The organism is Lysinibacillus sp. NPDC059133 (assembly GCF_042755925.1).
In the GTDB taxonomy this organism is placed as follows: domain Bacteria; phylum Bacillota; class Bacilli; order Bacillales_A; family Planococcaceae; genus Lysinibacillus.
Genome location: NZ_JBHZDH010000010.1, coordinates 1 through 23,215 on the forward strand (window position 1 = coordinate 1; position 23,215 = coordinate 23,215).

At 40.0% G+C, this 23,215-nt stretch carries 23 protein-coding genes; 4 read left to right on the forward strand and 19 right to left on the reverse strand.

Features of this window, described 5'->3' with window-relative positions; translation table 11 throughout:
* Nucleotides 1-110: 110 nt before the first annotated feature.
* Nucleotides 111-944, reverse strand: coding sequence for a flagellin N-terminal helical domain-containing protein (locus ACFXN8_RS07590; protein WP_376073685.1), 834 nt, complete (start codon nucleotides 942-944; stop codon nucleotides 111-113).
* Between the two features lie 410 nt (nucleotides 945-1,354).
* Complete coding sequence (locus ACFXN8_RS07595) at nucleotides 1,355-1,828, reverse strand: IDEAL domain-containing protein (RefSeq protein WP_376073576.1); 474 nt, start codon at nucleotides 1,826-1,828, stop codon at nucleotides 1,355-1,357.
* 198 nt (nucleotides 1,829-2,026) lie between these two features.
* Between ACFXN8_RS07595 and ACFXN8_RS07600 the strand changes: the two genes are divergently transcribed.
* Both ACFXN8_RS07600 and ACFXN8_RS07605 read left to right on the forward strand, forming a co-directional pair.
* A complete protein-coding gene (locus ACFXN8_RS07600) occupies nucleotides 2,027-3,601 on the forward strand; it encodes a hypothetical protein (protein WP_376073578.1) in 1,575 nt (524 codons plus the stop codon).
* Entirely contained in the window at nucleotides 3,598-6,360 is a 2,763-nt protein-coding gene (locus tag ACFXN8_RS07605; protein ID WP_386844077.1) for a DEAD/DEAH box helicase, read from the forward strand. The genes ACFXN8_RS07600 and ACFXN8_RS07605 overlap by 4 nt, the downstream gene beginning before the upstream one ends.
* Nucleotides 6,361-6,646: 286 nt before the next feature.
* On the opposite strand, the gene ACFXN8_RS07610 is transcribed toward ACFXN8_RS07605, so the two are convergent.
* A complete protein-coding gene (locus ACFXN8_RS07610; protein ID WP_386844079.1) occupies nucleotides 6,647-7,042 on the reverse strand; it encodes a single-stranded DNA-binding protein in 396 nt (131 codons plus the stop codon).
* Between the two features lie 308 nt (nucleotides 7,043-7,350).
* Between ACFXN8_RS07610 and ACFXN8_RS07615 the strand changes: the two genes are divergently transcribed.
* Together ACFXN8_RS07615 and ACFXN8_RS07620 are read left to right on the forward strand one after the other, a co-directional pair.
* The gene (locus ACFXN8_RS07615; protein ID WP_386844081.1) at nucleotides 7,351-7,776 is read left to right on the forward strand and encodes a YwpF family protein; all 426 of its coding nucleotides are present in this window, start codon (nucleotides 7,351-7,353) and stop codon (nucleotides 7,774-7,776) included.
* 101 nt (nucleotides 7,777-7,877) lie between these two features.
* Nucleotides 7,878-8,858 (forward strand): NERD domain-containing protein, encoded by a 981-nt coding sequence (locus tag ACFXN8_RS07620; RefSeq protein ID WP_386844083.1) that lies wholly within the window; start codon nucleotides 7,878-7,880, stop codon nucleotides 8,856-8,858.
* 301 nt (nucleotides 8,859-9,159) lie between these two features.
* On the opposite strand, the gene ACFXN8_RS07625 is transcribed toward ACFXN8_RS07620, so the two are convergent.
* The 16 genes from ACFXN8_RS07625 to atpG form a co-directional block, all read right to left on the reverse strand.
* Nucleotides 9,160-9,873 carry a hypothetical protein gene (locus tag ACFXN8_RS07625; protein ID WP_386844085.1) on the reverse strand — a complete coding sequence of 238 codons (714 nt, stop codon included), beginning with the start codon at nucleotides 9,871-9,873 and terminating at the stop codon, nucleotides 9,160-9,162.
* Nucleotides 9,874-10,029: 156 nt separating this feature from the next.
* On the reverse strand, nucleotides 10,030-10,428 hold the full coding sequence (locus ACFXN8_RS07630; RefSeq protein WP_376073589.1) for a hypothetical protein: 399 nt from the start codon (nucleotides 10,426-10,428) through the stop codon (nucleotides 10,030-10,032).
* Nucleotides 10,429-10,537: 109 nt separating this feature from the next.
* A complete protein-coding gene (locus ACFXN8_RS07635) occupies nucleotides 10,538-10,921 on the reverse strand; it encodes a hypothetical protein (RefSeq protein ID WP_386844087.1) in 384 nt (127 codons plus the stop codon).
* Nucleotides 10,922-11,112: 191 nt separating this feature from the next.
* Nucleotides 11,113-11,556, reverse strand: coding sequence for a 3-hydroxyacyl-ACP dehydratase FabZ (gene fabZ, locus ACFXN8_RS07640; RefSeq protein WP_323648661.1), 444 nt, complete (start codon nucleotides 11,554-11,556; stop codon nucleotides 11,113-11,115).
* Nucleotides 11,557-11,769: 213 nt separating this feature from the next.
* On the reverse strand, nucleotides 11,770-12,054 hold the full coding sequence (locus ACFXN8_RS07645; protein WP_376073591.1) for a DNA-directed RNA polymerase subunit beta: 285 nt from the start codon (nucleotides 12,052-12,054) through the stop codon (nucleotides 11,770-11,772).
* 47 nt (nucleotides 12,055-12,101) lie between these two features.
* Nucleotides 12,102-12,941 carry a flagellar hook-basal body protein gene (locus ACFXN8_RS07650; protein ID WP_376073593.1) on the reverse strand — a complete coding sequence of 280 codons (840 nt, stop codon included), beginning with the start codon at nucleotides 12,939-12,941 and terminating at the stop codon, nucleotides 12,102-12,104.
* Between the two features lie 24 nt (nucleotides 12,942-12,965).
* Nucleotides 12,966-13,799 (reverse strand): flagellar hook-basal body protein, encoded by an 834-nt coding sequence (locus ACFXN8_RS07655; protein WP_376073594.1) that lies wholly within the window; start codon nucleotides 13,797-13,799, stop codon nucleotides 12,966-12,968.
* 21 nt (nucleotides 13,800-13,820) lie between these two features.
* Nucleotides 13,821-14,816 (reverse strand): rod shape-determining protein, encoded by a 996-nt coding sequence (gene mreB / locus ACFXN8_RS07660; protein ID WP_386844090.1) that lies wholly within the window; start codon nucleotides 14,814-14,816, stop codon nucleotides 13,821-13,823.
* A gap of 838 nt (nucleotides 14,817-15,654) precedes the next feature.
* Nucleotides 15,655-15,915: a sporulation transcriptional regulator SpoIIID gene (locus ACFXN8_RS07665; protein WP_079559420.1), complete on the reverse strand. Its 261-nt coding sequence runs from the start codon at nucleotides 15,913-15,915 to the stop codon at nucleotides 15,655-15,657.
* 289 nt (nucleotides 15,916-16,204) lie between these two features.
* Nucleotides 16,205-16,870 carry a peptidoglycan DD-metalloendopeptidase family protein gene (locus ACFXN8_RS07670; protein ID WP_376073601.1) on the reverse strand — a complete coding sequence of 222 codons (666 nt, stop codon included), beginning with the start codon at nucleotides 16,868-16,870 and terminating at the stop codon, nucleotides 16,205-16,207.
* A 37-nt stretch (nucleotides 16,871-16,907) separates the two neighbouring features.
* Nucleotides 16,908-17,846 carry a stage II sporulation protein D gene (gene spoIID, locus ACFXN8_RS07675; protein ID WP_376073603.1) on the reverse strand — a complete coding sequence of 313 codons (939 nt, stop codon included), beginning with the start codon at nucleotides 17,844-17,846 and terminating at the stop codon, nucleotides 16,908-16,910.
* Between the two features lie 546 nt (nucleotides 17,847-18,392).
* Nucleotides 18,393-19,706 carry a UDP-N-acetylglucosamine 1-carboxyvinyltransferase gene (gene murA / locus ACFXN8_RS07680; protein WP_376073606.1) on the reverse strand — a complete coding sequence of 438 codons (1,314 nt, stop codon included), beginning with the start codon at nucleotides 19,704-19,706 and terminating at the stop codon, nucleotides 18,393-18,395.
* Nucleotides 19,707-20,072: 366 nt separating this feature from the next.
* Complete coding sequence (locus ACFXN8_RS07685; protein ID WP_376073608.1) at nucleotides 20,073-20,312, reverse strand: DUF1146 family protein; 240 nt, start codon at nucleotides 20,310-20,312, stop codon at nucleotides 20,073-20,075.
* Nucleotides 20,313-20,414: 102 nt separating this feature from the next.
* Nucleotides 20,415-20,822 carry a F0F1 ATP synthase subunit epsilon gene (locus ACFXN8_RS07690; RefSeq protein ID WP_370078469.1) on the reverse strand — a complete coding sequence of 136 codons (408 nt, stop codon included), beginning with the start codon at nucleotides 20,820-20,822 and terminating at the stop codon, nucleotides 20,415-20,417.
* A gap of 24 nt (nucleotides 20,823-20,846) precedes the next feature.
* Nucleotides 20,847-22,262: a F0F1 ATP synthase subunit beta gene (atpD, locus tag ACFXN8_RS07695; RefSeq protein WP_386844094.1), complete on the reverse strand. Its 1,416-nt coding sequence runs from the start codon at nucleotides 22,260-22,262 to the stop codon at nucleotides 20,847-20,849.
* Nucleotides 22,263-22,311: 49 nt separating this feature from the next.
* Nucleotides 22,312-23,169, reverse strand: a complete 858-nt coding sequence (gene atpG, locus ACFXN8_RS07700; RefSeq protein WP_376073611.1) for an ATP synthase F1 subunit gamma — start codon at nucleotides 23,167-23,169, stop codon at nucleotides 22,312-22,314.
* Nucleotides 23,170-23,215: the final 46 nt, after the last annotated feature.

Genomic DNA, 23,215 nt, shown 5'->3' on the forward strand with positions numbered 1-23,215 from the left:
GCCGATTCCGTGACATCCGCCGGAGGCTTTAACTTCTTTCAGCGGGTGTTTGAACACCAGCTGAAAGAAGTTAAATAAAAATGATGAATTTCAATAAAAATTGAAATTCATCATTTTTTTTCGAACTCTAACAATTTTAAAATGGATTGTGCCTGCTGCATATGCATCGCTAGTACATACTGACTTGCTTGCATTAGAATTTGGGCCTTTACCATATTCATCATTTCTTTGGCGATATCTGCATCACGAATGCGAGACTCAGCATCTTGTAAGTTTTCTGCCGTGTTTACGTTCGCGTTATAAGCATGCTCTAGACGATTTTGGTAGGCACCAAGTCTTGAGCGCTCACTTGATACACGCTTTAAAGCCTCGTCCATTGAGGAAATGGCTTTATCGGCATCCTCACGAGTTGCAATCGATGTCGTATCGTCCAAGCCAAGTGCTCCAGCCCCCATATCGCCAATAAACAGCTCGATACTTTGACCTGCGTTGGCACCTGCCTGAATTTTAATACCGTTTGTAGCGTAATCCCCATTTAGCAAAGTCTTAGTATTAAACTCAGTGTCCTTCGAAATGCGCTGAATTTCTTTTTTTAATTCTTGAAATTCCAAATCGAGTTTCTTCCGATCATCATCTGTTAAAGTATCGTTAGCTGCCTCGACTGCGAGCTCGCGCATGCGCTGAATCATATCATGTGTTTCATTCAATGCTCCCTCAGCTGTTTGAACAAGTGAAATACCATCCTGGATATTCTTCGCAGCCATGTTCAAACCGCGAATTTGCGCACGCATTTTTTCAGAAATCGCAAGTCCCGCCGGATCATCAGCAGCACTATTGATGCGGTAGCCAGAAGAAATTCGAAGCATTGCCTTACTCATTGCCCCGTAATGTCTATTCATATTATTTAAAATGGACATCCCCGTTGCTGACCACTTTCCAAGCATCATTTCACCACCCCCTATTGTTATGTATATCGGTCTATGTCCAATCATTTTAACTTATATTGGTAATACATCCTAATTTAGCGAGATTCATATAGTAATGATTGTTAATCCATTTTTACAATTTCGACTTTAGACCCATACACATTTCACTTAGCCTTAGTTCCCCTATTTCAGTAGGTGTTAAAAGGAACCACATCTACATTCATCTCACTACATACAGAGGTGGAAGTCTTCTGTAGCTGACGCTTTGCTTTCGTTATACAAAACATTTGTAACTGTCGCTTTGCTTTCGTTACACAAAATATTTGTAACTGTCGTTGCACTTTCGTTACATAAAACATCTGCTGAATGAAGATAAAAGCACCCACTTCTCATATATGGAAAGGGTGCCTAAATAAAATACCGTGTATTCAATTTTCGAAACCTCCGAGTTGATGGTTCTTTTGTTGTAATAGTTCAAAAAAGAGATCTTTATTATGATCTAGTAATGCCTGGTCGATTAAATGATCAATGTTTTTCTGCTCCAATTCTGTAATGAGCTGATCTACTTCGCCAACAGTCACTGAAGATACAAGTGGTAACTGAGGCTTTGGCGTAGCGCTTTCAAGAATCGGTGCTAAATGATCATGAACATTTGTAATTAATAATAATTGATATAATGGCAGTCGGATAAAACGATTCCCTTTCTGGAAAACAAATACCTCAGATATATTTTCAATTTGCTGTGTATTCAAGTTGATAATCATCTCTTTACCTTCAATGGGAATGAAATGGAAAATCTCATTCTCTTTTAATATAGAGAAATATTGATAAGCAAACACGAGACGTAGTTTGTCTCCAGTAATCTTCGTGTAAAATGGCTTCATATATTGAACTTGCATCATCCTTCATCCCTCCTTATTTATCTGATTATTCAGATTTTAACACAAATAAATTATCTTGTTAACTATCTTCTCCTTGATTTTTTTCTTTCTAATCATTCGGCTTATCATGTGCGCATTTTAATCGTATAATGGAAGGACAGTCTTTTTTTCTTTATACTTACATGCTCACTAGCTATACATTTTGAAAGGAGTGAGGTTATGGCATTGTCTATTGCCCAATTAGCTAAGGAACACCAAGAATTTATCCTTGCCAGATTGCAGGAAGCTGAACAGGCGTTACATCCTTCCTCTACTGAAGACGAAGAGCTAGTGCGTCGTGCTGTTTTTTCAGTGCGGAACAAATCAGTTGTCTTTGAACGTTTTAATGGAGCGAGTTCTATATTATATGCAAGCGTACAGGATGTCAGACCTGCTTCTGTAGAAATTGATTTTGCCAAAGAGGAGTTGAGCTGTAACTGTCCTCAGCTAAAATGGTGTAGACATCAAGTTGGCGCATTGCTTGCCCTCTATCAGCATTTTGACTCTGTGCAAAATTGGTCAAGCGCTTGGCGTGCGCAAAAATCAGTGCAATTAAAATCATTAGCAGATGAACGAAGTCCAGAAAGCTGGCAATTGATGGTCAATGAAGTCATGAAACGTTTATTACCACCTGGGCGTATTTTAGAAGGATATGGCCTTTCTGCTATACGGACAGATGCAATGGAGCGACTTCAACGGCATACGCCATTCGAACGTGAGTGGCAGCCACTTTATAAGCTTTATATGGAGCTATCGATCTTTAATACAATATGGCGTCATTTAAATGAGACAAAAGGACATTCGTTGGATTCTCCTTATATGAAATATTTTATTGATCAAAGTGTCCAATCATTCGAAAGTATATTGACCGAACTAAATGGCCGATCACGACTTTTTGCCACTGATCCATTCTATGATGCGATTCAGGAATTAGTTAGGAAGTTTTTATTGGAACGACAAGGATTGTTTGCTGAACGACTACAAATTTATATGCTACTTTGGGCCGTGCTTTTTTATGAAAAGCCGCGACGCGAACAGGAATTAGCACTTATCAATAACCTTGAGAATCCTTCATCTGAGATTTCCTTGCAGTCATTACAACTGCTATTTTATGTACTGCTACAAAAAGAAAGTTTATTACAGGAAAGAATTGCCCATATTGATGTACAACATATGCAGGACCTTTTTGAGCTGGCTACCTTTGCAAAACGTGCTGGCGAATCACTCGCACAGACCATTATTTTACGTGCGATGCTACCATTTACCGAAGTCTTTTTACAGCAAACTGTGCCAGTTGTAAAGCGAGCTCAATACGTACGGCAATTCCAGCTTTTATACGAAGACATACAGCTTACAGAGGAAGAGGAAGCTACATTATATAGTGCATTTGGTGTTTACGGGCTTCAACCGTTTTCGTTCTTTCTTATTAAAAAAGGACGTTATCGTGAATGGGCAGCCCTTCATCAGCTAAACCTCTCCTCCCTTTCCTATTTAGAAATGTGTGGATTAAAGGATGTGCTTCAGGTTGCTCCTGCGACAGTATTGCCCTTATATCATCTATATGCCATGGCTGAAATTACACAAAAATCACGTATGAACTATAAGCAGGCTGTACGAATCTGGAAAAGTATGCGTAGCGCAGCAAAGCGTGCTGGTAAAACGGCTTATTTTGAAACATATATGCAAACAATTCGTGCAGAGTATAAACGACTCCGTGCATTACAGGAAGAAATTGAGAAAGGAAACTTAGTATGATGACTATAAATGCTCCTTCCCCGTTTTCAAAAAAATTACAGCTTCGTATTCATGCAGCACAGGAAGGATATTTTACGTTACAGGGATTTACTGCTGATGGTGCAGCAATGGACGCAGACTCACTCATTTCTTCATTATTTTTTAACTATGAAGCGAATGTCTATGGGATATTAACCAATCGTTCAGAGCTTACGATTGAGGTTTCAACCTCTGAGCTCCTTGATATTTTTTCACAGCGTTATCTACATCCTTTTATTGAATGGCAAGGTGTAAACACAGAAAGTCAGGTGTTGCTAGAAAAAGCGTCGGCTTTACAAACGTATTGGCAGGAGCCTTCGCTCTGGTCACATGCAGTTATTGCAGATGATTTTTCCTCGCTAACATTCCCTCTGGACGGTGTTGAAACAGCTTTATTAGAAACGGCTGTGCAGCAAAAACTGGCACAAGCAGGTCTTATACTATCTGATTTACCAAAGCTAGTGCCATTTTTCTTGCGTGGTGGCTGGCCACTAGAGCAGGAACGACAGGCAGGTGCAGTGACTGTCTCCCTACGCTTAAGTGAGCCTGAGGAAGATTCAGAAGTTTGGCTTTTAGAAACAGTACTTAGCACGGCTACAGCCAAAAACTACTGGACGCCTGCTATGCGAAAGCAGTCACTACCAATTGCTGACGCTCTACCAGCAAGATGGCAAATGTATGCTGAAGCTATTGAACAACAACAAGGACAAATTGCAGATCTTCTTTCTAATGAAGATGTACGTAACGATATTTTCATCCGTATTATGCTTGAGGATTTACAAGTTCGAACATTTTTACGTGAAGATTTAGCAAGATTACAGGCACTCGGCTTTGACGTTGTATTACCGGCTTGGCTTAAGGATTTAAAACAGTCAAAAATGCGTGTTCGTGTAAGTACTGGTAATGTATCGACAAAGAAGGTTGCTGGACTAGATGATATTTTAACATTCAAATGGCAGTTTTCTATGAACGGACAGTCCATTTCACCTGAGCAATTTAAAAAGCTTGTAGAGGAAAAACGCGAATTCATTCGTATAGGTACTGAATGGTTTAGAGTCGATGCAAACTGGATGCAAGAAATGCGTACATTGATGCAGCAAGCAGAAGATGAAAGCTGGACTGTTCGTGAATTGCTATTCCGCGAGCTACCAGAGGATTTATCCTTACCTCTTGAAGAAGAGGATGCCGATGATGAAATGCGAGATGACCCAATTTTTGCATTTGAATTGCAACAATCGCTTAAATCCTATATGGAGCAGCTTCAAGAGAAAAAAGGACTTCCGTCAGTACCGGTTCCTACATCTTTGCAGGCCGAATTACGTCCTTATCAGCATGAGGGCTTCGAATGGCTTGTCTTCATGCGCGAACAAGGCTTTGGTGCGTGTCTAGCTGATGATATGGGTCTTGGTAAAACGGTTCAGCTTATTTCATATTTGCTTTATCTTAATGAAACGATTAAGGATACAAAGCCAGCCATCATTATTTGTCCTACATCAGTGTTAGGCAACTGGCAAAAGGAACTGGCCCGTTTTGCTCCTTCTTTGATTGTGCATACGCATTATCAGGCGAATCGAGCAAAGGAGGATGCTTTTAAACAGCTAGTAGAAAGAGAAAAACCACATGTAATTTTATCTACTTACGGCACCGTATCTCAGGATGCTGAGTTTTTACAGGAAGTAGAATGGGCAACAGTTGTACTGGATGAAGCTCAAAATATTAAAAATATGCAAACGCTCCAATCAAGAGCTATTCGTAAATTACAGGGTACGCATCATATTGCTTTAACAGGTACTCCAGTGGAAAACCGGTTATCGGAGCTATGGGCAATTTTTGACTTTATCCATAAAGGCTATTTAGGTAGCTTCGGTCGCTTTAACGAAGAATTTATTTTACCGGTAGAACGAGATGAGTCTGAGTCACATAAACAGAAGTTACGTACAAAAATTCAACCGTTTTTACTTCGTCGTACAAAACGTGACCCACATTTACAACTTAACTTACCAGATAAACAAGAGTCTCATGATTATTGTCCATTAACAACTGAGCAAGCATCTCTATATGAAGGATATATATTAGAGACGCTCGATCAGCTAGAGCAATTAACAGGCTTTCAAAAAAAAGGACGCGTCTTAAAGATGCTCAGTAAGTTAAAGCAATTATGTAATCATCCTGCCTTGTATTTAAAAGAACCTTTCGAGGATGCCGAATCAATGCTGACTCGTTCTACGAAATTAGAACGTATCGTGCAAATGGCTACAGAAATTGTGGACAATGGCGAGCAGTGCCTCATTTTCACACAATATATTGGAATGGGACAATTACTACAGCATTGTTTTAGTGAACTATATAATATTGATGCACCGTTCTTAACAGGTGCAATGCCTAAGCAGCAGCGTGACCGCTTAGTAGAGGCTTTTCAGGCAGGAGAGTTCCCAATATTTATCCTTTCCTTAAAAGCAGGTGGAACAGGGCTAAATTTAACAGCTGCAAATCATGTATTACACGCAGATCGCTGGTGGAATCCAGCCGTTGAAAATCAAGCGACAGACCGTGCATATCGAATTGGTCAAACACAATTTGTGCAAGTGCATAAGTTTGTTACTATTGGTACCATCGAAGAGAAAATCGATAAAATGCTTGCTCAGAAATCTGCATTATCAGAAGAACTAATTCAATCAAGCAAGTGGTTAACTGAGTTAGAAGATGATGAACTTCGTGATTTAATGACGCTCGATTTTTAAAGATTTGAAGTGCGCCAAGAGCAAAACGTTCTTGGCGCTCTTTTTTTTCAGTGGATCTTGCTTGTTACTTCTTCCCCTACTTACTTCATATTTATATTTAGTTGTGTTTAAAAGGCTCATTGCTGTGCGGTCTTCAGCAATGAACTACGTTATGAAAGGTAAACATCATTCCTCTCTAAATTGATTACGGTGCAAGTATAGAAGGAGAATGGCGGATCAGACAACTTGCACTTGCCCCGTATGTACCATTTAGGACTGCGATACTACTGGTAATTGTACTTCTACTTCAGGTAGTACAAAATCCTTTAAAGCCGTCCTGCTCATCAGGTGGCTTTGGCAACACAATAGCCCCGTCACTATCCCTTGGCTTAAGCTGATAAAATCGGACATCTTCTACGACTACCTCTGTTATAAAAACCTTTGTGCTTTTTTCATCTAAAAATGATCTTGATTGAATACGACCATTTGCCCCAATTAATGAGCCTTTTCCGCAATATTTGACGATATGCTCTGCAAGCCTTCCCCATACTGTACAAAGAATAAAGTCAGCATCCACTTCCCCACGACTGTTTTTGTAATTGCGATTAATGGCTAGTGAAAAATGTGTTTGCACGCGATTTCCAGATAAGTGTCGTAACACTGGATCCTTTGTTAACCTTCCGACCAGTCCGACTTGGTTCATTGATTCACCTCCTTTGCTTTTGATTGCTCTCATCATACAAAAATTAATTCAGCATTGGCAAAAGTCGATTTTTATCATTTCCTTTAGTTTTTAATCATAAATTGGGTATATTGAGGTTTTTACTTTTCAATTATTGAATGATTTTTCGGGCTGAATGCTTTTCACTGTAGTAGCAAATGCTAATTGTTGAAATATGCAATTTAGCTGTTTTTGTTGATTGTGCAAAAAGAGAATGGCCCCTTCCATAAACAGTGCTAATTGAATATGTTATACTAAAAAAGATGACCGACTTAGGAGGATATTACATAATGAAAACGTTTAAGATGCTTTCCTTTGACCTTGTCACAAAAGACGGCATGCAACCTTTCCCTTTAGTCGATGGTATTATTATTAACCAAGAAAATAGCCATCAATCTTGGATTCTTGAACTGTTTATGGACCGACAATATCGTTCAACTTTTGATGAACTTTTAGCAAATGCTACTGTCTTTAATGTACGTGCAGTTATTTCATTTCCAGATAATGATCCTGCTCCTTTCCAGGTTGCCGTACATACAGTTCAAGAAATTGGCGAGCACATCTCTGTCCTGTTAAAAGGAAAGCTCAAGATAAAACGCTCAAAATATGCCGAGCAATTGCTTGCCGAGTTGCTAGCTGAGGGTGTTACTTTAGATAAGTTATTGGACCGCTTCTCGCACGATATGAAAGAACGACCAAAACTAAAAAATGATTGAACTTGATTTAACGATGCAAACATCTGCATCGTTATTTTTTATTGGACAGGTATAGATTTTAAGGTACAATACGATGTAAAAATTATAGGAGGTAACTATACTTGACTATTGCTATTAGAAAAAAGCCTGTTAAATTACTGTGGCTTGAGGCTTTAAAGAGGCGGTTGTTCGATGAGGATCCAGATTTTAGCTATTATAATGAGCAATTTCGACGACTCGATGCCGGCTTTGCTGGTGAAAGGAGAGTGGACCGTGAATGGCTTGAATTAGTATGTCCCTATACTTTTTTAGTGTTACATAATTTAATACTGATCAATTCTGCACACCATTCACATCAACTCGATACACTTTTCATTTGCCGTCATTTTATGCTAGTTGTTGAAATAAAAAATATTAACGGCCGTCTTGATTTTGACGATACTACCCATCAGTGTATCCGAACAAAGCCAGATGGTACTGTTGAAGGATTTCCAAATGCACTTACTCAGACCCAACGACATATGCAATTTCTTAAAGTTATTTCCCAAAACTATTCTCTCCCCATTGAGGGCGCAGTTATTATTTCTAACCCCTCCGCGATCATTGCCAGTCATCCAAACACAATTCCGATTTTTCATGTTTCAGGACTTCAAAAACATCTCCATTCTCTTTTTAAAAAATATACACAACCTATTTTAAGCGATGAACAACTAACTCAAATGGCTCAACAACTTCTTAGTCGGCATCAGCCATCGAAAATTCCGACTTCTCTTGATGCTTCACGATTTCGCCAAGGCGTGCTTTGCCCGAAATGCCAATACAAGTCCCAAATGCAATTTGCTCGGGGAATTTGGAAATGTTCATACTGTCGCTATGCAAGCGAAGAAATTTTTGCTGAAGCCTTACAAGATTATCGATACTTAGTTAGACCGACAATTACCAACAAACAGTTACGTGAATTTTTCAATATTCATTCCAGTGATGCTGCCAATCGTTTACTTAGAAAATTCCAATTTCCCTATACAGGTTCTTATAAAAATCGCGTTTACCAATTACCTGAGGATTTAGTGGACTATATGAAGCCATTTTTCCGTTCTTCTTGAGGGGTTCTTGTGTGCGGGGATTTGCTTTTTTTCCGCTTTGTGGGTATTTGCTTTCCTTCCGCGGGTATTCACTTCTCTTCTGCGGGTATTTCCTCCTTTCGCGGGTATTTACTTCTCTTCTGCGGGTATTCACTCCTCTTCCGCGGTATTCACTCCTCTTCCGCGGGTATTCACTCCTCTTCCGCGGGTATTTCCTCCTTTCGCGGGTATTTGCTTCTCTTCCGCGGGTATTCACTCCTCTTCCGCGGGTATTCGCTTCCCTTCCGCGGGTATTTCCTCCTTCCGCGGGTATTCGCTTTCCTTACGCGGGTATTTCCTCCTTTCGCGGGTATTTGCTTCTCTTCCGCGGGTATTCATTCCTCTTCCGCGGATATTTCCTCCTTTCGCGGGTATTTGCTTCTCTTCCGCGGGTATTTGCTTCCCTTCCGCGGGTATTCGCTTTCCTTCCGCGGATATTCACTTCTCTTCCGCGGGTATTTCCTCCTTTCGCGGGTATTTTCTCCTCTTCCGCGGGTATTTCCTTCTCTTCCGCGGGTATTTCCTCCTTTCGCGGGTATTCGCTTCCCTTCCGCGGGTATTTCCTTCTCTTCCGCGGATATTCACTCCTCTTCCGCGGGTATTTGCTTCCCTTTCGCGGGTATTCACTCCTCTTCCGCGGATATTCACTTCTCTTCCGCGGGTATTCACTCCTCTTCCGCGGGTATTCGCCCCTTCCGCGGGTATTCGCCCCTTCCGCGGGTATTCGCTTCCCTTCCGCGGGTATTTTCTCCTCTTCCGCGGGTATTCGCTTCCCTTCCGCGGGTATTCTCTTCCCTTCCGCGGGTATTTCCTCCTTCCGCGGGTATTCGCTTCTCTTCCGCGGGTATTTCCTCCTTTCGCGGGTATTTCCTTCTCTTCCGCGGGTATTTCCTCCTCTTCCGCGGGTATTCACTTCTCTTCCGCGGGTATTCACTTCTCTTCCGCGGGTATTCACTTCTCTTCCGCGGGTATTCACTCCTCTTCCGCGGGTATTCACTCCTCTTCCGCGGGTATTTCCTCCTTCCGCGGGTATTCGCTTCTCTTCCGCGGGTTATTTCCTCCTTCCAGCGGGCCGCGAGTATTCACTCCCTCCCTCCGCGAATTTAAAATATAAAAAAGAGTGTTCCATTAGTTGGAAACACTCTTTTTTAAATTATCGCGTAACTTTCTCTTCGACGATCTTTTCTTTAACTACGCCATTAGCATTTGGAACGTTGTTATAGCCATTTGTACCATTTAAATCAGCATTTGTTCCTGGTGTTGTAGTTCCTGGTACTGTCGTCGTACCTGGTGTTGTAGTTCTTGGTGCAGTAGTAGTTCCTGGCGTTGTAGCTTCCGGAAGCACAGTGTTACGGTTAACACCATTAACGTCACGATTGTAAACGTCATTTCGTCTAGCCGGCTCTACAGTTTCTTCTACTTTCTCAACACCTCGGCGAACGTCGTGTTTAACGTTCTCCGCTGGTCTTGTTTCAACTGCTCTATTTCCCCAGTTACAACCTCCAAGGAATAAAGCAGCAAGAATAATTGCCAAAAATGACATTCTCCACATATGAAAAAACCTCCTTCCCTCGGTGCTATGTCAGCAAATACAATGTGTGTATTTGTGATCCTACATAGATTGCCCGGGAAAGGAGGGAACTATCCGATTTTTTTTTAAACTATTTTTGTTTTTCTTTTAACAATTGTTCAATGTATGCTGCTTCTGCTTTACAGTCGTAGCTATAATTTGTACCTAGCTCTTTTTGCAAGGCCTCAATTGTTTCAATTTGTTTAGCTGTTGGTTCTTCATTTAAAATTTTTGCAATTACATCGTCGATTTTCTGCGCCATCTCTTCATGGAAATCAGTACTCATCAAAACATCTGCTGGGATTTTTTCGATCCATGCGGCATTTTCTTGAAAATAAGTTTGCCAGTTAGCAATAAAGTCTTCCATAGAAAAACGCTCCTCTTTCCAATCAATACTTGCTAAGTATGATTCAAAAGATGTTGAAATCGAACGCGTAATGCTAATTTTAATACCTGAAGACAATTCCTTATACATCTATATAATCCTCCTACGTTTTAAAAACAAAACTACATGTATTCATTCACAATCACATATAGCGCCATTACATTTTTATAAAATACCGTGATTTCTTTATCTGCACTTTCTATAGATAAACTATTAAAAGATTAGCAGTAAAGATATTCTTCGATATAATTAGTTTAAATCTTTTAGCCTATAATTGCAAATTACACCTGTTTTGGTTGTGCAGGTCCAATAGCGAATAGAATATCCGCTTCACATACTAGTTCCCCATCGACTGTCGCCACACCGTGACCTTTGCCCATTACTCCACGTAGTTTCACGAACTCTACTTCTAATCGAAGTTGATCTCCTGGTACGACTTGGCGCTTGAAACGACAATTATCAATACCCGTTAAAAAAGCTAAACGACCTTTGAATTCATCTGCGTTTAATAATGCTACGCCACCAACTTGTGCTAGCGCCTCTACAATTAAAACCCCGGGCATTACTGGATAGCCAGGGAAATGCCCATTAAAAAAGTCCTCGTTCATAGAGACATTTTTTAAACCGACTGCACGCTTGCCTTCTTCTAATTCAACGATACGATCAACGAATAAAAAAGGATAACGATGTGGTAAAATTGCTTGAATTTGCTCTGCTGTTAACATTTCTTTTCCCCCTTAATGCTTAATATCAATTTCGCCTTGGCGTAATTGCCGCTGACGCTTCGCTTTCGCGCAGAAAACATGATGTTGGTCACTCAGGCGTTTTCACAGGATGTGAAGTTCTTAGCCTGAGTTCCTCTAATTCAGTAAATGTTACAAAACATTTGCTGAATGAAGATAAATAATATGTAAAACAAAGTATGGTAAAGAATAATATTATTCTTTACCATTCATAATATCAAATATATGCTGCCATGTTTCTGGTTTGAAAATATCCATGGCTTTACCTTGTCCAATTACACTATAGCCAATTATTGCACCTAAAACTGCGGCAACAACAACTAAGATGATAATAAGTACAACGCGTAGCCAAATCGGAATCAGCCGTATTTGCACCCATCGAACCTCTCGTTGCTTTCCATTTGAGCCGTGTTCCTTCTCTTCTGGTGGCGTATCGGTTTCTTTTGTTTGCATAGAACCTCGACTTGAATCGTTTGTCATAGATTGTACTCCTCTTCATTCCTTACTAAACAGTAATAACGGATTTACTATCGAATACCATTAATGAGCCCAAGCATTTGGTCTGCTAAAGTGACAGCTCTTGAATTGAATTGATAAGAACGCTGTGTCTGCATTAAATCCGTCATTTCCTTCGAAAGATTTACATTCGACATTTCAAGCGCACCGCTCTGCATACCAATTTGCTGACGATTTGCTCCTCGTAATTCAGTGACAACTTCAGCTTGCGTATATCCTAGCTGAGCCAGGTTATTCGGCAATCCAACATAGGATCCAGAAATGTCCTCCATAAGCTGTGGCTTTTGGAACTCTGTCACCCCTACATTAGTACGTCTAATATCTCCATTTGGATATGATGCCTCTAATACGCCCCCATCACGAATAGCGAAACTTTTTACATCATCTGGTAATGTAATAGCTTGTCCATTTTCGTTTGCCAATGGATATCCATCTGCAGTTACAACCATTACTGTTCCATTATTTAATGGTGATAAATAAAAGTCACCTTGACGAGTATACACTGTTTTTGTGCGATTTTCACCATCTGGCATTAAAATATTGAAATATTGTTTTGGTTTTGTAAAAGCTAAATCAAGGTCTCGATCTGTTGTTTGTAGAGAGCCTTGCTTTTGATTAGATTGGATTTGTCCAAGCATTGCACCTGAACCATAACGGATACCAACAGGTGATTGTCGAACAGCTCGATCTTGCTTGTCATTGTTAAATTGCTGATAAAGCAATTCATTAAATGTAGTTTCTTTTGATTTAAAGCCCTGTGTATTGCTATTGGCAATGTTATTACTAATTGTATCTAGTCTATTTTGTAATTGCCCCATTGTGTTTGTTGCAGTCATCATGGTACGTAGCATGATCAAACGCCTCCTGTTCGCCTATTATACTTTCCCGATTTCATTAGCAGCCTTTTCCATACTGCGATCATAAGCTTGTAACACTTTTTGGTTAGCCTCGAAAGCGCGATATGCTGTCATTAAATCAGTCATTGTGCGACTAGAATCTACGTTTGAGCCTTCTAGATAATTTTGACGCAGTGTAAAGGATACGCCATTGGCACCGTAAGCTGTCGGTAAGTTCTCACCGTTTTCTGTTCGGATTAAACCATTATCCTGTTTACGTAGCATGTTCGGATCCGTTGCATATGATACGCCAACACGAGCTACTTGCTGATCATTAACATAAATTGCTCCGTTCTCATCTAGGCGGAAATCATCATTTGGTAGCTGGATGCGTTGGCCTCCGTCTGATAACACATACAGCCCTTGTGGATTTACTAAATAGCCTTGACCATCTAATGTGAAATTCCCGTTGCGTGTATATGCTTCTCCGCCTTCTGGATGTGCTAAACGGAAGAAAATAGATCCACTAGTACCATCTGCATTTTGCGGTAAGTTTCCATCGATCAAAGCCATATCTGTCGTAAAATCAGTGCTATAGATTTGGCCTTGTATGTAATTTGGCAATGTTTCTTGCATATAAATCCCTGTATTTAATGCGCCAACTTGGCTCATATATTGAGAGCCTGCTTGCTGATTAGCCGGTGCATTCGTTTTTCCTACACTTGACATGAGCATATCGGGAAATGACCGAATTGTTGATTGGTCTGCTTTAAACCCTGGTGTATCCGCATTTGATAAATTATTGGTTAGTAATTCTGTTCGTCTTTGTTGTGCAATCATACCCGTTGCAACTGTATAAAACCCTTTAAACAAAGGACTCACCTCATTATATTTTTATAAGGATGCCGGCACTCGATCAATATTTTCAAGCATAATCCCTGTACCAATTGCTACACAATCCATAGGTTGCTCTGCAATGAATACAGGTACTTTTAGTTCTTCGATTAGTAGCTGGTCCATACCGTGTAGTAAAGCACCACCGCCAGTAATAATGACCCCACGATCAATTATATCAGCTGATAACTCTGGTGGCGTTTTTTCTAAAACATTTTTTGCAGATTGGACAATCATAGCAACCGATTCATGTAATGCACGTTCAATTTCTTCAGAGTGAATCGTTATTGTACGTGGTAAACCTGTCACCATATCTCGACCACGAATATCCATTGAATCGTTTCGGCTACCTTTAAAGACTGTACCGACTGTAATTTTAATGGCTTCTGCAGTACGTTCACCAATTAGCAATTTATATTCTTTTTTAATATATTGCAAAATATCATTATCAAAAATGTCTCCTGCTACCTTAATGGACTCACTCGTTACAATATCACCCATTGATAGGACTGCAACATCTGTTGTTCCGCCGCCAATATCGACTACCATATTGCCGCTAGGTTGGAATATATCCATGCCTGCACCAATTGCAGCTACTTTTGGTTCTTCTTCTAAGTATACTTTTTTTCCACCTGATTTTTCTGCGGCTTCACGGATAGCTTTTTGCTCAACACTAGTAATGTTCGTTGGACAGCAAATTAAAATACGTGGTTTAGCTAAAAATCCTTTTACATCTAACTTGTTGATGAAATGTCTTAGCATGGCTTCTGTAACGTCAAAATCCGCAATGACACCATCTCGTAGTGGACGAATTGCAGTAATGTTACCAGGTGTACGCCCTACCATTTGGCGAGCCTCTTCCCCCACCGCTAATACTTTATTTGTTTTTTTATCAATCGCCACAACAGATGGTTCATTTAAGACGATTCCTTTACCTTTAACGTGTATTAATACGTTCGCAGTTCCTAAGTCAATGCCAATATCTTTCGAAAACATTTTATAATTTCTCCTTCCCGCCATTTCCAACTACATAACGTTCATTTTTATCTGTTTATCTAGAATATTTTATCATATCCTTTTGGTAATTTCACCTAATTTTAGTGAATAGAACTGCATTCCTTTCAATTATATGAACAGTTATCGAAAAGAAGAAATTGCCTAAACAATTTTTTATTTGGTTCATCATCGAAAGTTTGAGCTGACACTTTTCAAGCGTATTTATGTGATTATGTTGATTGTAGTGGAGGATGGGCGACTCCTCGGGGATTAGCGATAGAGGAATGAAGGCTACCATCACATCCTGTGATAACGCCTTCGTGACCAACATCGGTGCCGCTGCCGCTTCGCTTTCGCGCAAAAAACATCTGTTGGCCCGAGACCCTGCAGTGAAGCGGCTCATCGGACACCCCCAAGAAGCTTTGCTCTGTGCGAAAGCGAAGCGTCAGCAACAACAAAGCGCAGTCGGAACGGAAATCAACCATACGTTATTGTGATGAATTCATTTTTATATGAATACTTTGAAGATTTATCGGAACAAAATCTCGTTTTATCGGAACAATTTTAGCTTTTATCGGAATATTTTCTCGTTTTATCGGAACAATTCCTGTTTTTCTCTACTATGGGCAACTACTTGGGGATCAGCGCCACAGACGAGACCCTGCAGTGAAGCGGAAGTTGTCTGTGCGGCAGCGACAAATGTTTTATCTGTGCGAAAGCGTAGCGTCAGCAACAAAGCGCCCAGCCGGAACGGAAATCAACCCCACGTTATTGTGAGTAGCTTTTTATGAGGAAATATGTATCTAACTTGTCCTACTTTGCATAAAAAAAGAACGAATCATTCATGACTCGCTCTTTCTTTCCACTTGTTTTTCGTTGCCTCTCCTCCGCGAATATGACGTACGGCCTTATGGTAGGCGAGTATTTCCTTTACTTGCTCAGCTAATCCTTCATGAATTGTTGGCAGTCGCTCTGTTAAATCTTTATGCACCGTACTTTTTGAATAACCTGTCATTTTCGCGAGGACACGCACAGTCTCACGCGTCTCAATCAATAATTCACCGAGGCGTATACAGCGCTTCCGAATGTGCTCGTGCACGTTCTTCGTCCTTTCCACACAAATTCACAAATGGCTTTGGCATCAGATGCACGTCTGCGCATTTCTTCAAATTATGTAAAGACAAAGCTATTCAGAACACATTTTACATTTTCACGATAAATTACTGATTTTTTATGCATTTTTTAGTATTCGTTTCTCTCATTGAAAGTGATCATTTTCATTGTTTGGGAGAAAAGAAAGTGCCTATTATCAATTATGCTTCTGCATAATCGATAGTAGGCACGATGCTGGGCTTGAGTTACTCTAGTTTAGCAGCCGCTGAACTAAGTTAAAAGCCTAGTAATTTTTTCGGATTAATATATTTTCCGTTTTCAAGTACTTCAAAATGCATGTGAACGCCAGCTGCTTGGTTCCACTCATTGTCAGTCGCTTTTCCAAGTACCTGACCTTGTGTTACCTCATCGCCTTCCTTGACAGCAATGTCTTTTACAGAGCTATAATTTGTTTCCTTACCATTTGCATGCTCGATAACAATTTTATTGCCTGTAAATGCATCAAGTTTTACTTGTTTTACTTTACCGCTTAAAGCAGCAAGTACTTCGAATTCTTCACCATTCATAGAAAGAGAAATACCGGAAGATGTCGTAAATGTTTGATTAAATACCATTAGTGCTTTTTCACGTGACTCTGCATTAGCCTCTACATCATAAAACTCTTGTGAAACTTGAATTTTATTAAGATTTGCTTCCTTGAATGGGTACTTCATATTTTCTGTTCGTGCATTGGTTTCAACTACAGGACCTGAATCTACTTCTGCTACTTCTGGTAATGGAGCCTCTTCTACTTTTGATACGAGACTATTGTAACCAAGTAGCAAACCTGCTAGCATTAGAGCACCACCAGCGTAAACAACTGGCCAAAACCATGGTTTCTTCTGTAATTGAACTTTTTCATCTTGATTTTGAGAAGTTTTACTATTTTTATCCTCTCTCATTTTCATCACCTCTAGTTGCAGTGTGAACAACTAGAAGTTATTTTAAACATGCATCTATCTTTTTTATCTCAATATCTTGATAATAGTAGTGTAAAATTTCGGTAGCAGTTTTCCCATCACTTGCCATAGCCTCTGCTCCATATTGACTCATACCTACCCCATGCCCGTATCCTTTCGTGCTCACCTGCACTTTTCCAGCAGTTGCGTTATATGCGATTTTAAAGTCTGTTGATGATATTTGTAAAAGTGTTCGAACTTCTCGTCCTGACCATACATTCTTCCCTAGCTGCATGCGCTCAACACGTCCCGAATCATTTAAAAAGAACTGTACACGGTTGAAATCGTTTGCCTGCCATTTAACAGGCCATAGTGCATTCCATTCAGTCAATGTCCATTCTTTCATCGCTGCAAACTTTGGTGATGATAGATCCGAATTACTCGCAACGCTTTGTAGATATGGTACATCATTGCCACTAAATTCGTAGGCACTTTCTGTTTTACCATTACTAGTAGAGTGAAACATTGCCGTAATTAATTCATTATTATATAGAAGAACTTGTCCTTTCGTTTCGTTAATAGCCTCGACAATTTTCTTTTCATTCCCCGGGAAATTGCTAGTCCAATTCTCTTTTCTTTGCTCCTTATTGTAAAAAACTTGTTTAGCAACAGTAGGAGCGATGGCTATTTTACCGTAATTTGTCGATTTCAATGCGTAAGTCCTTGCGGCAATAGCCTGTGCCTTTAAAGCTTCTTTTTTAAATGAAACAGGCATTTCTGCGGCTATCACACCAGTCACATACGTTTCTAAAGGGATTTTCTCCGGTTGTCCCTCCACTTCTATGAATATTTCACAAGCTTGCTCTGTTGTTGTTGCAGGCGAATCCTCAACCGTACGTCTCTCACCAAATGCCACAGGAAGCATATATAATGCTCCAATCAAACAAATCATGCCTATACTCATTATCCATTTTTTCATAAGGAATAATATGCTGAAACTTTTCAAAATATACGATTGAGGGCTCTCTAAAAATCTCTTATCACCATAACTTGAAGTTAATTTCCGTTCCGGCTGGGCGCTTTGTAGCTGCCGCTTCGCTTTCGCTACAGAAAACATTTGTAGCTGCCGCTTCGCTTTCGCACAGAGCAAAGCTTCCTGGGGGCGTCAGGGCAACAGATGTTTTTTGTGCGAAAGCGCAGTGTAACGTAGCGACAGCGACACGAGGTTGGTCACGAAGGCGTTCTCACAGGATGTGATGGTTTTAGCCTTTGTTCCTCTTTCGCTGATCCCCAAGGAGTCGCCCAGCCGCCACTTCACTTTTAACATGGTATACGTTTTAAAATCGCTAAATAGGACCTCACATCCTCTTAAATGATGGAAATACGCTTCTTTCCACAGATACATTGTCACTGTTAAAACGGTTTTAGTCCTCTTTCTTTTCTATTGCAGCATCACTCTCGCCAGCATGGACTAAACTATAAAGAAAAAACCCTTTGCTCCTATGCAAAGGGTTTTGAAATTTATTTAGTTTGTTGGTAATTCAACAGTTGACTTCTCTTTAATGATAACATCCTCAACTGGTACACGTTCAATTTGTGCGCCAAGTGAAGCCAATTTGCCATGGAAATCGACATAACCACGATCTAAGTGATGCAGTTTTGTAACTCTAGTTATACCTTCAGATACAAGTCCTGCTAAAATTAGTGCAGCCGCAGCTCGTAAATCAGTCGCCATTACTTCAGCACCCTGAAGATTTATAGGCCCTTCGATAAACACAGAACGTCCTTCTATTTTAGCACTGGCATTCATACGACGGAACTCCTCAACATGCATAAAACGATTTTCAAAAACCGTTTCCGTAATTATACTCGTACCTTCAGCAGTTAACATCAAGGCCATCATTTGAGATTGCATATCTGTCGGGAAACCTGGATGTGGCATAGTTTTAATATCAACTGCTTTTAATGTTTTAGAAGCGCGTACGCGGATTCCTTCATCTAGCTCAGTGATTTCTACACCCATCTCACGCATCTTTGCAATTAATGCTGTCATATGTTCTGGAACTGCATTTTCAATCGTTACATCACCTTTTGTAATTGCTGCTGCAACCATAAATGTGCCAGCTTCAATACGGTCAGGAATAATATGATGTTCTGTTCCATATAATGTATCGACTCCTTCGATACGAATCGTATTCGTACCTGCACCGATAACACGGCCACCCATACTATTAATGAAGTTTGCAAGATCTACAATTTCAGGCTCTTTCGCTGCATTTTCAATTACAGTTGTTCCTTGCGCTAACGCTGCAGCCGTCATAATATTTTCTGTTGCCCCAACGCTAGGGAAGTCCAAATACACATTTGCGCCTTTTAAACGTCCGTCTGCCTTCGCCTCTACAAAACCATGACCAAAAGAAATTTTTGCTCCCATAGCCTCAAAGCCCTTTAAATGTAACTCAATTGGACGGGAACCGATTGCACAGCCCCCAGGTAATGCAACACGAGCATAGCCATTTCGAGCAAGTAAAGAACCCATCACTAAAATCGATGCACGCATTTTACTAACATATTCAAATTGAGCTTCACTAGAAAGTTCTTTTGTTGTATCTATATATACTGTATTATCCTCAGGTATATATGTAACAGCCGCATTTAGACTTTTTAGTACTTCATTTATAGTAAAGACGTCTGCTAAGTTAGGGACTTCCTTAATTACATTTTCTCCTTTAGAAGCAAGTAAAGCTGCTGCTAGGATTGGTAACACCGCATTTTTTGCGCCCTCTACGCGTACTTTCCCCTGTAGCTGTTGGCCGCCAGTCACTATTATTTTTTCCACCCTATGTCCCTCCGAATTCAATCTATTAACCTATCAAAATTTTATTTTAAAAAGAAGTATAATGTCATAATCAGTAAACAAACAACTCTATAGTACAACTTTTCTGACGCTCGTTCAAGCATCCAAATCACTATTTTACGGCATTTTTTAATATTTTGCTATTTATTTATTGTACGCATGATTTTTTTTTTTGTGAATGACCAATAACACGGGAGATAAGCGTTAATTTTATATATATACCCAAAGATATGTGAACAAAAAACAAAATCTCACAAATTTCTTTTTTACATATTTCAAAGGACCACATAAATTATGTTATAAAGTCCTGTGAAATATGTAGATTTAATACTTAACATAGAGGGTCTATTAAAATAAATACGGAAGATTCCCTGACCACTTTGAAATTTGGAGAAAGAAATTTGAAACGGCTGATCCTACCGCAATGCTTAATAAAATATAAATTAGTTGGACTTGAAATACTTTATTCTTCTTAAAGAGCTTTTCTAACATAAATGCTTGTAGCGCATAAAAGGTAATAGCGATAAAAAATATATGCGATAAAATACCTATTAAAGCTTCCTGCCCTATTGCCTCATAAATTCCCATGTTTGTTCCTCCATAATAATTCCTCTTGCCAATGCTTAAACGGTACATTTGAGATAATGTTAAAAAACGGACAGATGTTGAATCTGCCCGTTAAAATTTGAATTAGATATTACCCTCATGAACGTTGATACGATTCAACGCACGTTTTAATGCTAGGTCAGCACGTTTGAAATCAATGTTATCTTGTTTATCTTGAAGACGACCTTCAGCACGTTTAACGGCTTCTTTAGCACGTTTAACATCGATGCTTTCAGCAATTTCAGCAGATGGCGCTAAAATTGAGATTTTTTCAGGGCGAACTTCAATAAAACCACCGCTTAAGGCAACTAGTTCAGTTGAACCGTCTTCTTTTTTAAGCTTCACTGCACCAATTGCAAGTGGAGCAACCATAGGAATATGGCCTGCAAGAACACCGATTTCACCTGAAGTTGTTTTAGCGATTACCATTGATACTTCAGAATCGTATACTGGGCCGTCGGGAGTGACAATATTGACTAGAACTGTCTTCATATTTTTTCCTCCTCGTCCCTAGTATTAAACCTCTACGCCCATGCTTTTCGCTTTTTCAACCACTTCATCAATAGATCCAACTAGACGGAAAGCATCTTCTGGTAGGTGATCCCATTTGCCATCAAGGATTTCCTTGAATGAGCGAACAGTTTCTTTAACAGGTACATAAGAACCTTTTTGACCAGTGAATTGTTCCGCAACGTGGAAGTTTTGAGATAAGAAGAATTGAATACGACGAGCACGTTCTACTGTTTGTTTATCTTCATCAGATAATTCATCCATACCTAAGATAGCAATGATATCTTGTAATTCACGGTAACGTTGGATTGTACGTTGTACGCCAGTAGCGATTGCGTAGTGCTCAGCGCCTACGATTTCTGGTGATAAAGCACGAGAAGTCGAAGCTAATGGGTCAACCGCAGGGTAGATACCCATTTCTGATAATTTACGCTCAAGGTTAGTAGTTGCATCTAAGTGGGCGAAAGTTGTAGCCGGAGCCGGATCAGTATAGTCATCGGCTGGTACATAAATCGCTTGAATAGAAGTTACAGAACCTTTGTTAGTAGATGTGATACGTTCTTGTAATTTACCCATTTCAGTTGCAAGTGTTGGTTGGTAACCTACCGCAGAAGGCATACGACCTAATAGGGCAGAAACCTCAGAACCTGCTTGTGTGAAACGGAAGATATTGTCGATGAATAAAAGTACGTCAGCACCTTGCTCATCACGGAAGTATTCTGCCATTGTAAGACCAGTTAAAGCTACGCGCATACGTGCACCTGGTGGCTCGTTCATTTGACCGAATACCATCGCTGTTTGCTTGATAACGCCTGAATCGCTCATCTCGAAGAATAAGTCGTTCCCTTCACGAGTACGCTCACCTACACCAGCGAATACAGAGATACCTGAGTGCTCTTGTGCGATGTTGTTGATTAATTCTTGGATTAATACAGTTTTACCTACACCGGCACCACCGAATAGACCGATTTTACCACCTTTAATATATGGTGCTAATAAGTCTACTACTTTGATACCTGTTTCAAGAATTTCAACTGTAGTTGAAAGTTCATCGAAAGTTGGTGCTTCGCGGTGAATTGAATCACGACGAACGTCAGCTGGAATCTCTTCACCTAAGTCGATTACTTCTCCAAGTACGTTGAATACACGACCTAAAGTAACTTCACCAACTGGTACTGAGATAGCTTTTCCTGAGTCTGTTACTGCTGCTCCACGTTGTAAGCCATCAGTAGATGACATTGCAATTGTACGAACAGAATCATCACCTAAATGAAGAGCAACTTCTAATGCAAGAATTGTTGGTTCTTCATTAGGACGTTCAATCTTAACTGTTAGTGAGTTATAGATTGCTGGTAATTGGCCATTGTCAAATTTTACGTCAACAACTGGACCCATTACTTGAATAACATGTCCTTTAATCATTACTGTGTATCCTCCTATCGTATTCTAATACGACATTGGGAAGCTGGGCCTATTCTAAGGCTGCAGCTCCACCAACGATTTCTGTAATTTCTTGTGTAATCGCCGCTTGACGTGCACGGTTATATTGCAATGAAAGGTCTGAAATAAGATCAGATGCGTTATCAGTTGCATTTTTCATAGCCGTCATACGAGAAGCATGTTCACTTGCTTTTCCATCTAATAATGCGCCGTAAACTAAGCTTTCCGCGTATTGTGGAAGTAATACTTCTAGAATTGCTTCACCAGATGGCTCAAATTCGTAAGAAGCATTACTGCTAGCAGGTGCAAGATCCGTTAATGGAAGAAGTTTTTTCTCTGTCACTTCGCTAGCAATAGCGCTGACAAAGTGATTGTAGTACATATAAAGTTCATCATACGTACCATCAGTGAACATACCAACAGCTTTACGAGCGATTTCTTTAATATCAGCAAATGTTGGTTGGTCCGGAAGACCGACAACATCGCTGATGACATTATGATCACGTTTCACAAAGTAGTCACGAACAACACGACCTACTGCTAAAATAACGTATTCGTCTTTTGATTTATGACGCTCGTCAATTGTACGTTGTACTTGACGTAGGATACTTGAATTGTAAGCACCTGCAAGACCACGGTCAGAACCAATGACTAAGTAAGCTGTTTTCTTAACAGGACGAGCAGTTAACATTGGATGTCCACTGTCTTTTGTCCCTGAAGCGATTGCGCCTACTACGTCCTGGATTTTTTCCATGTAAGGAACGTACGCTTTAGCGTTTTGCTCTGCACGACGTAACTTGGAAGAAGAAACCATCTGCATCGCTTTCGTAATTTGTTTCGTACTCTTTGTAGAATTAATACGACCTTTTATTTCGCGTAAGTTTACCACTGATATTTCACCACCTTTTGTTTTTTAATCAAGTGACTAGCTCGAA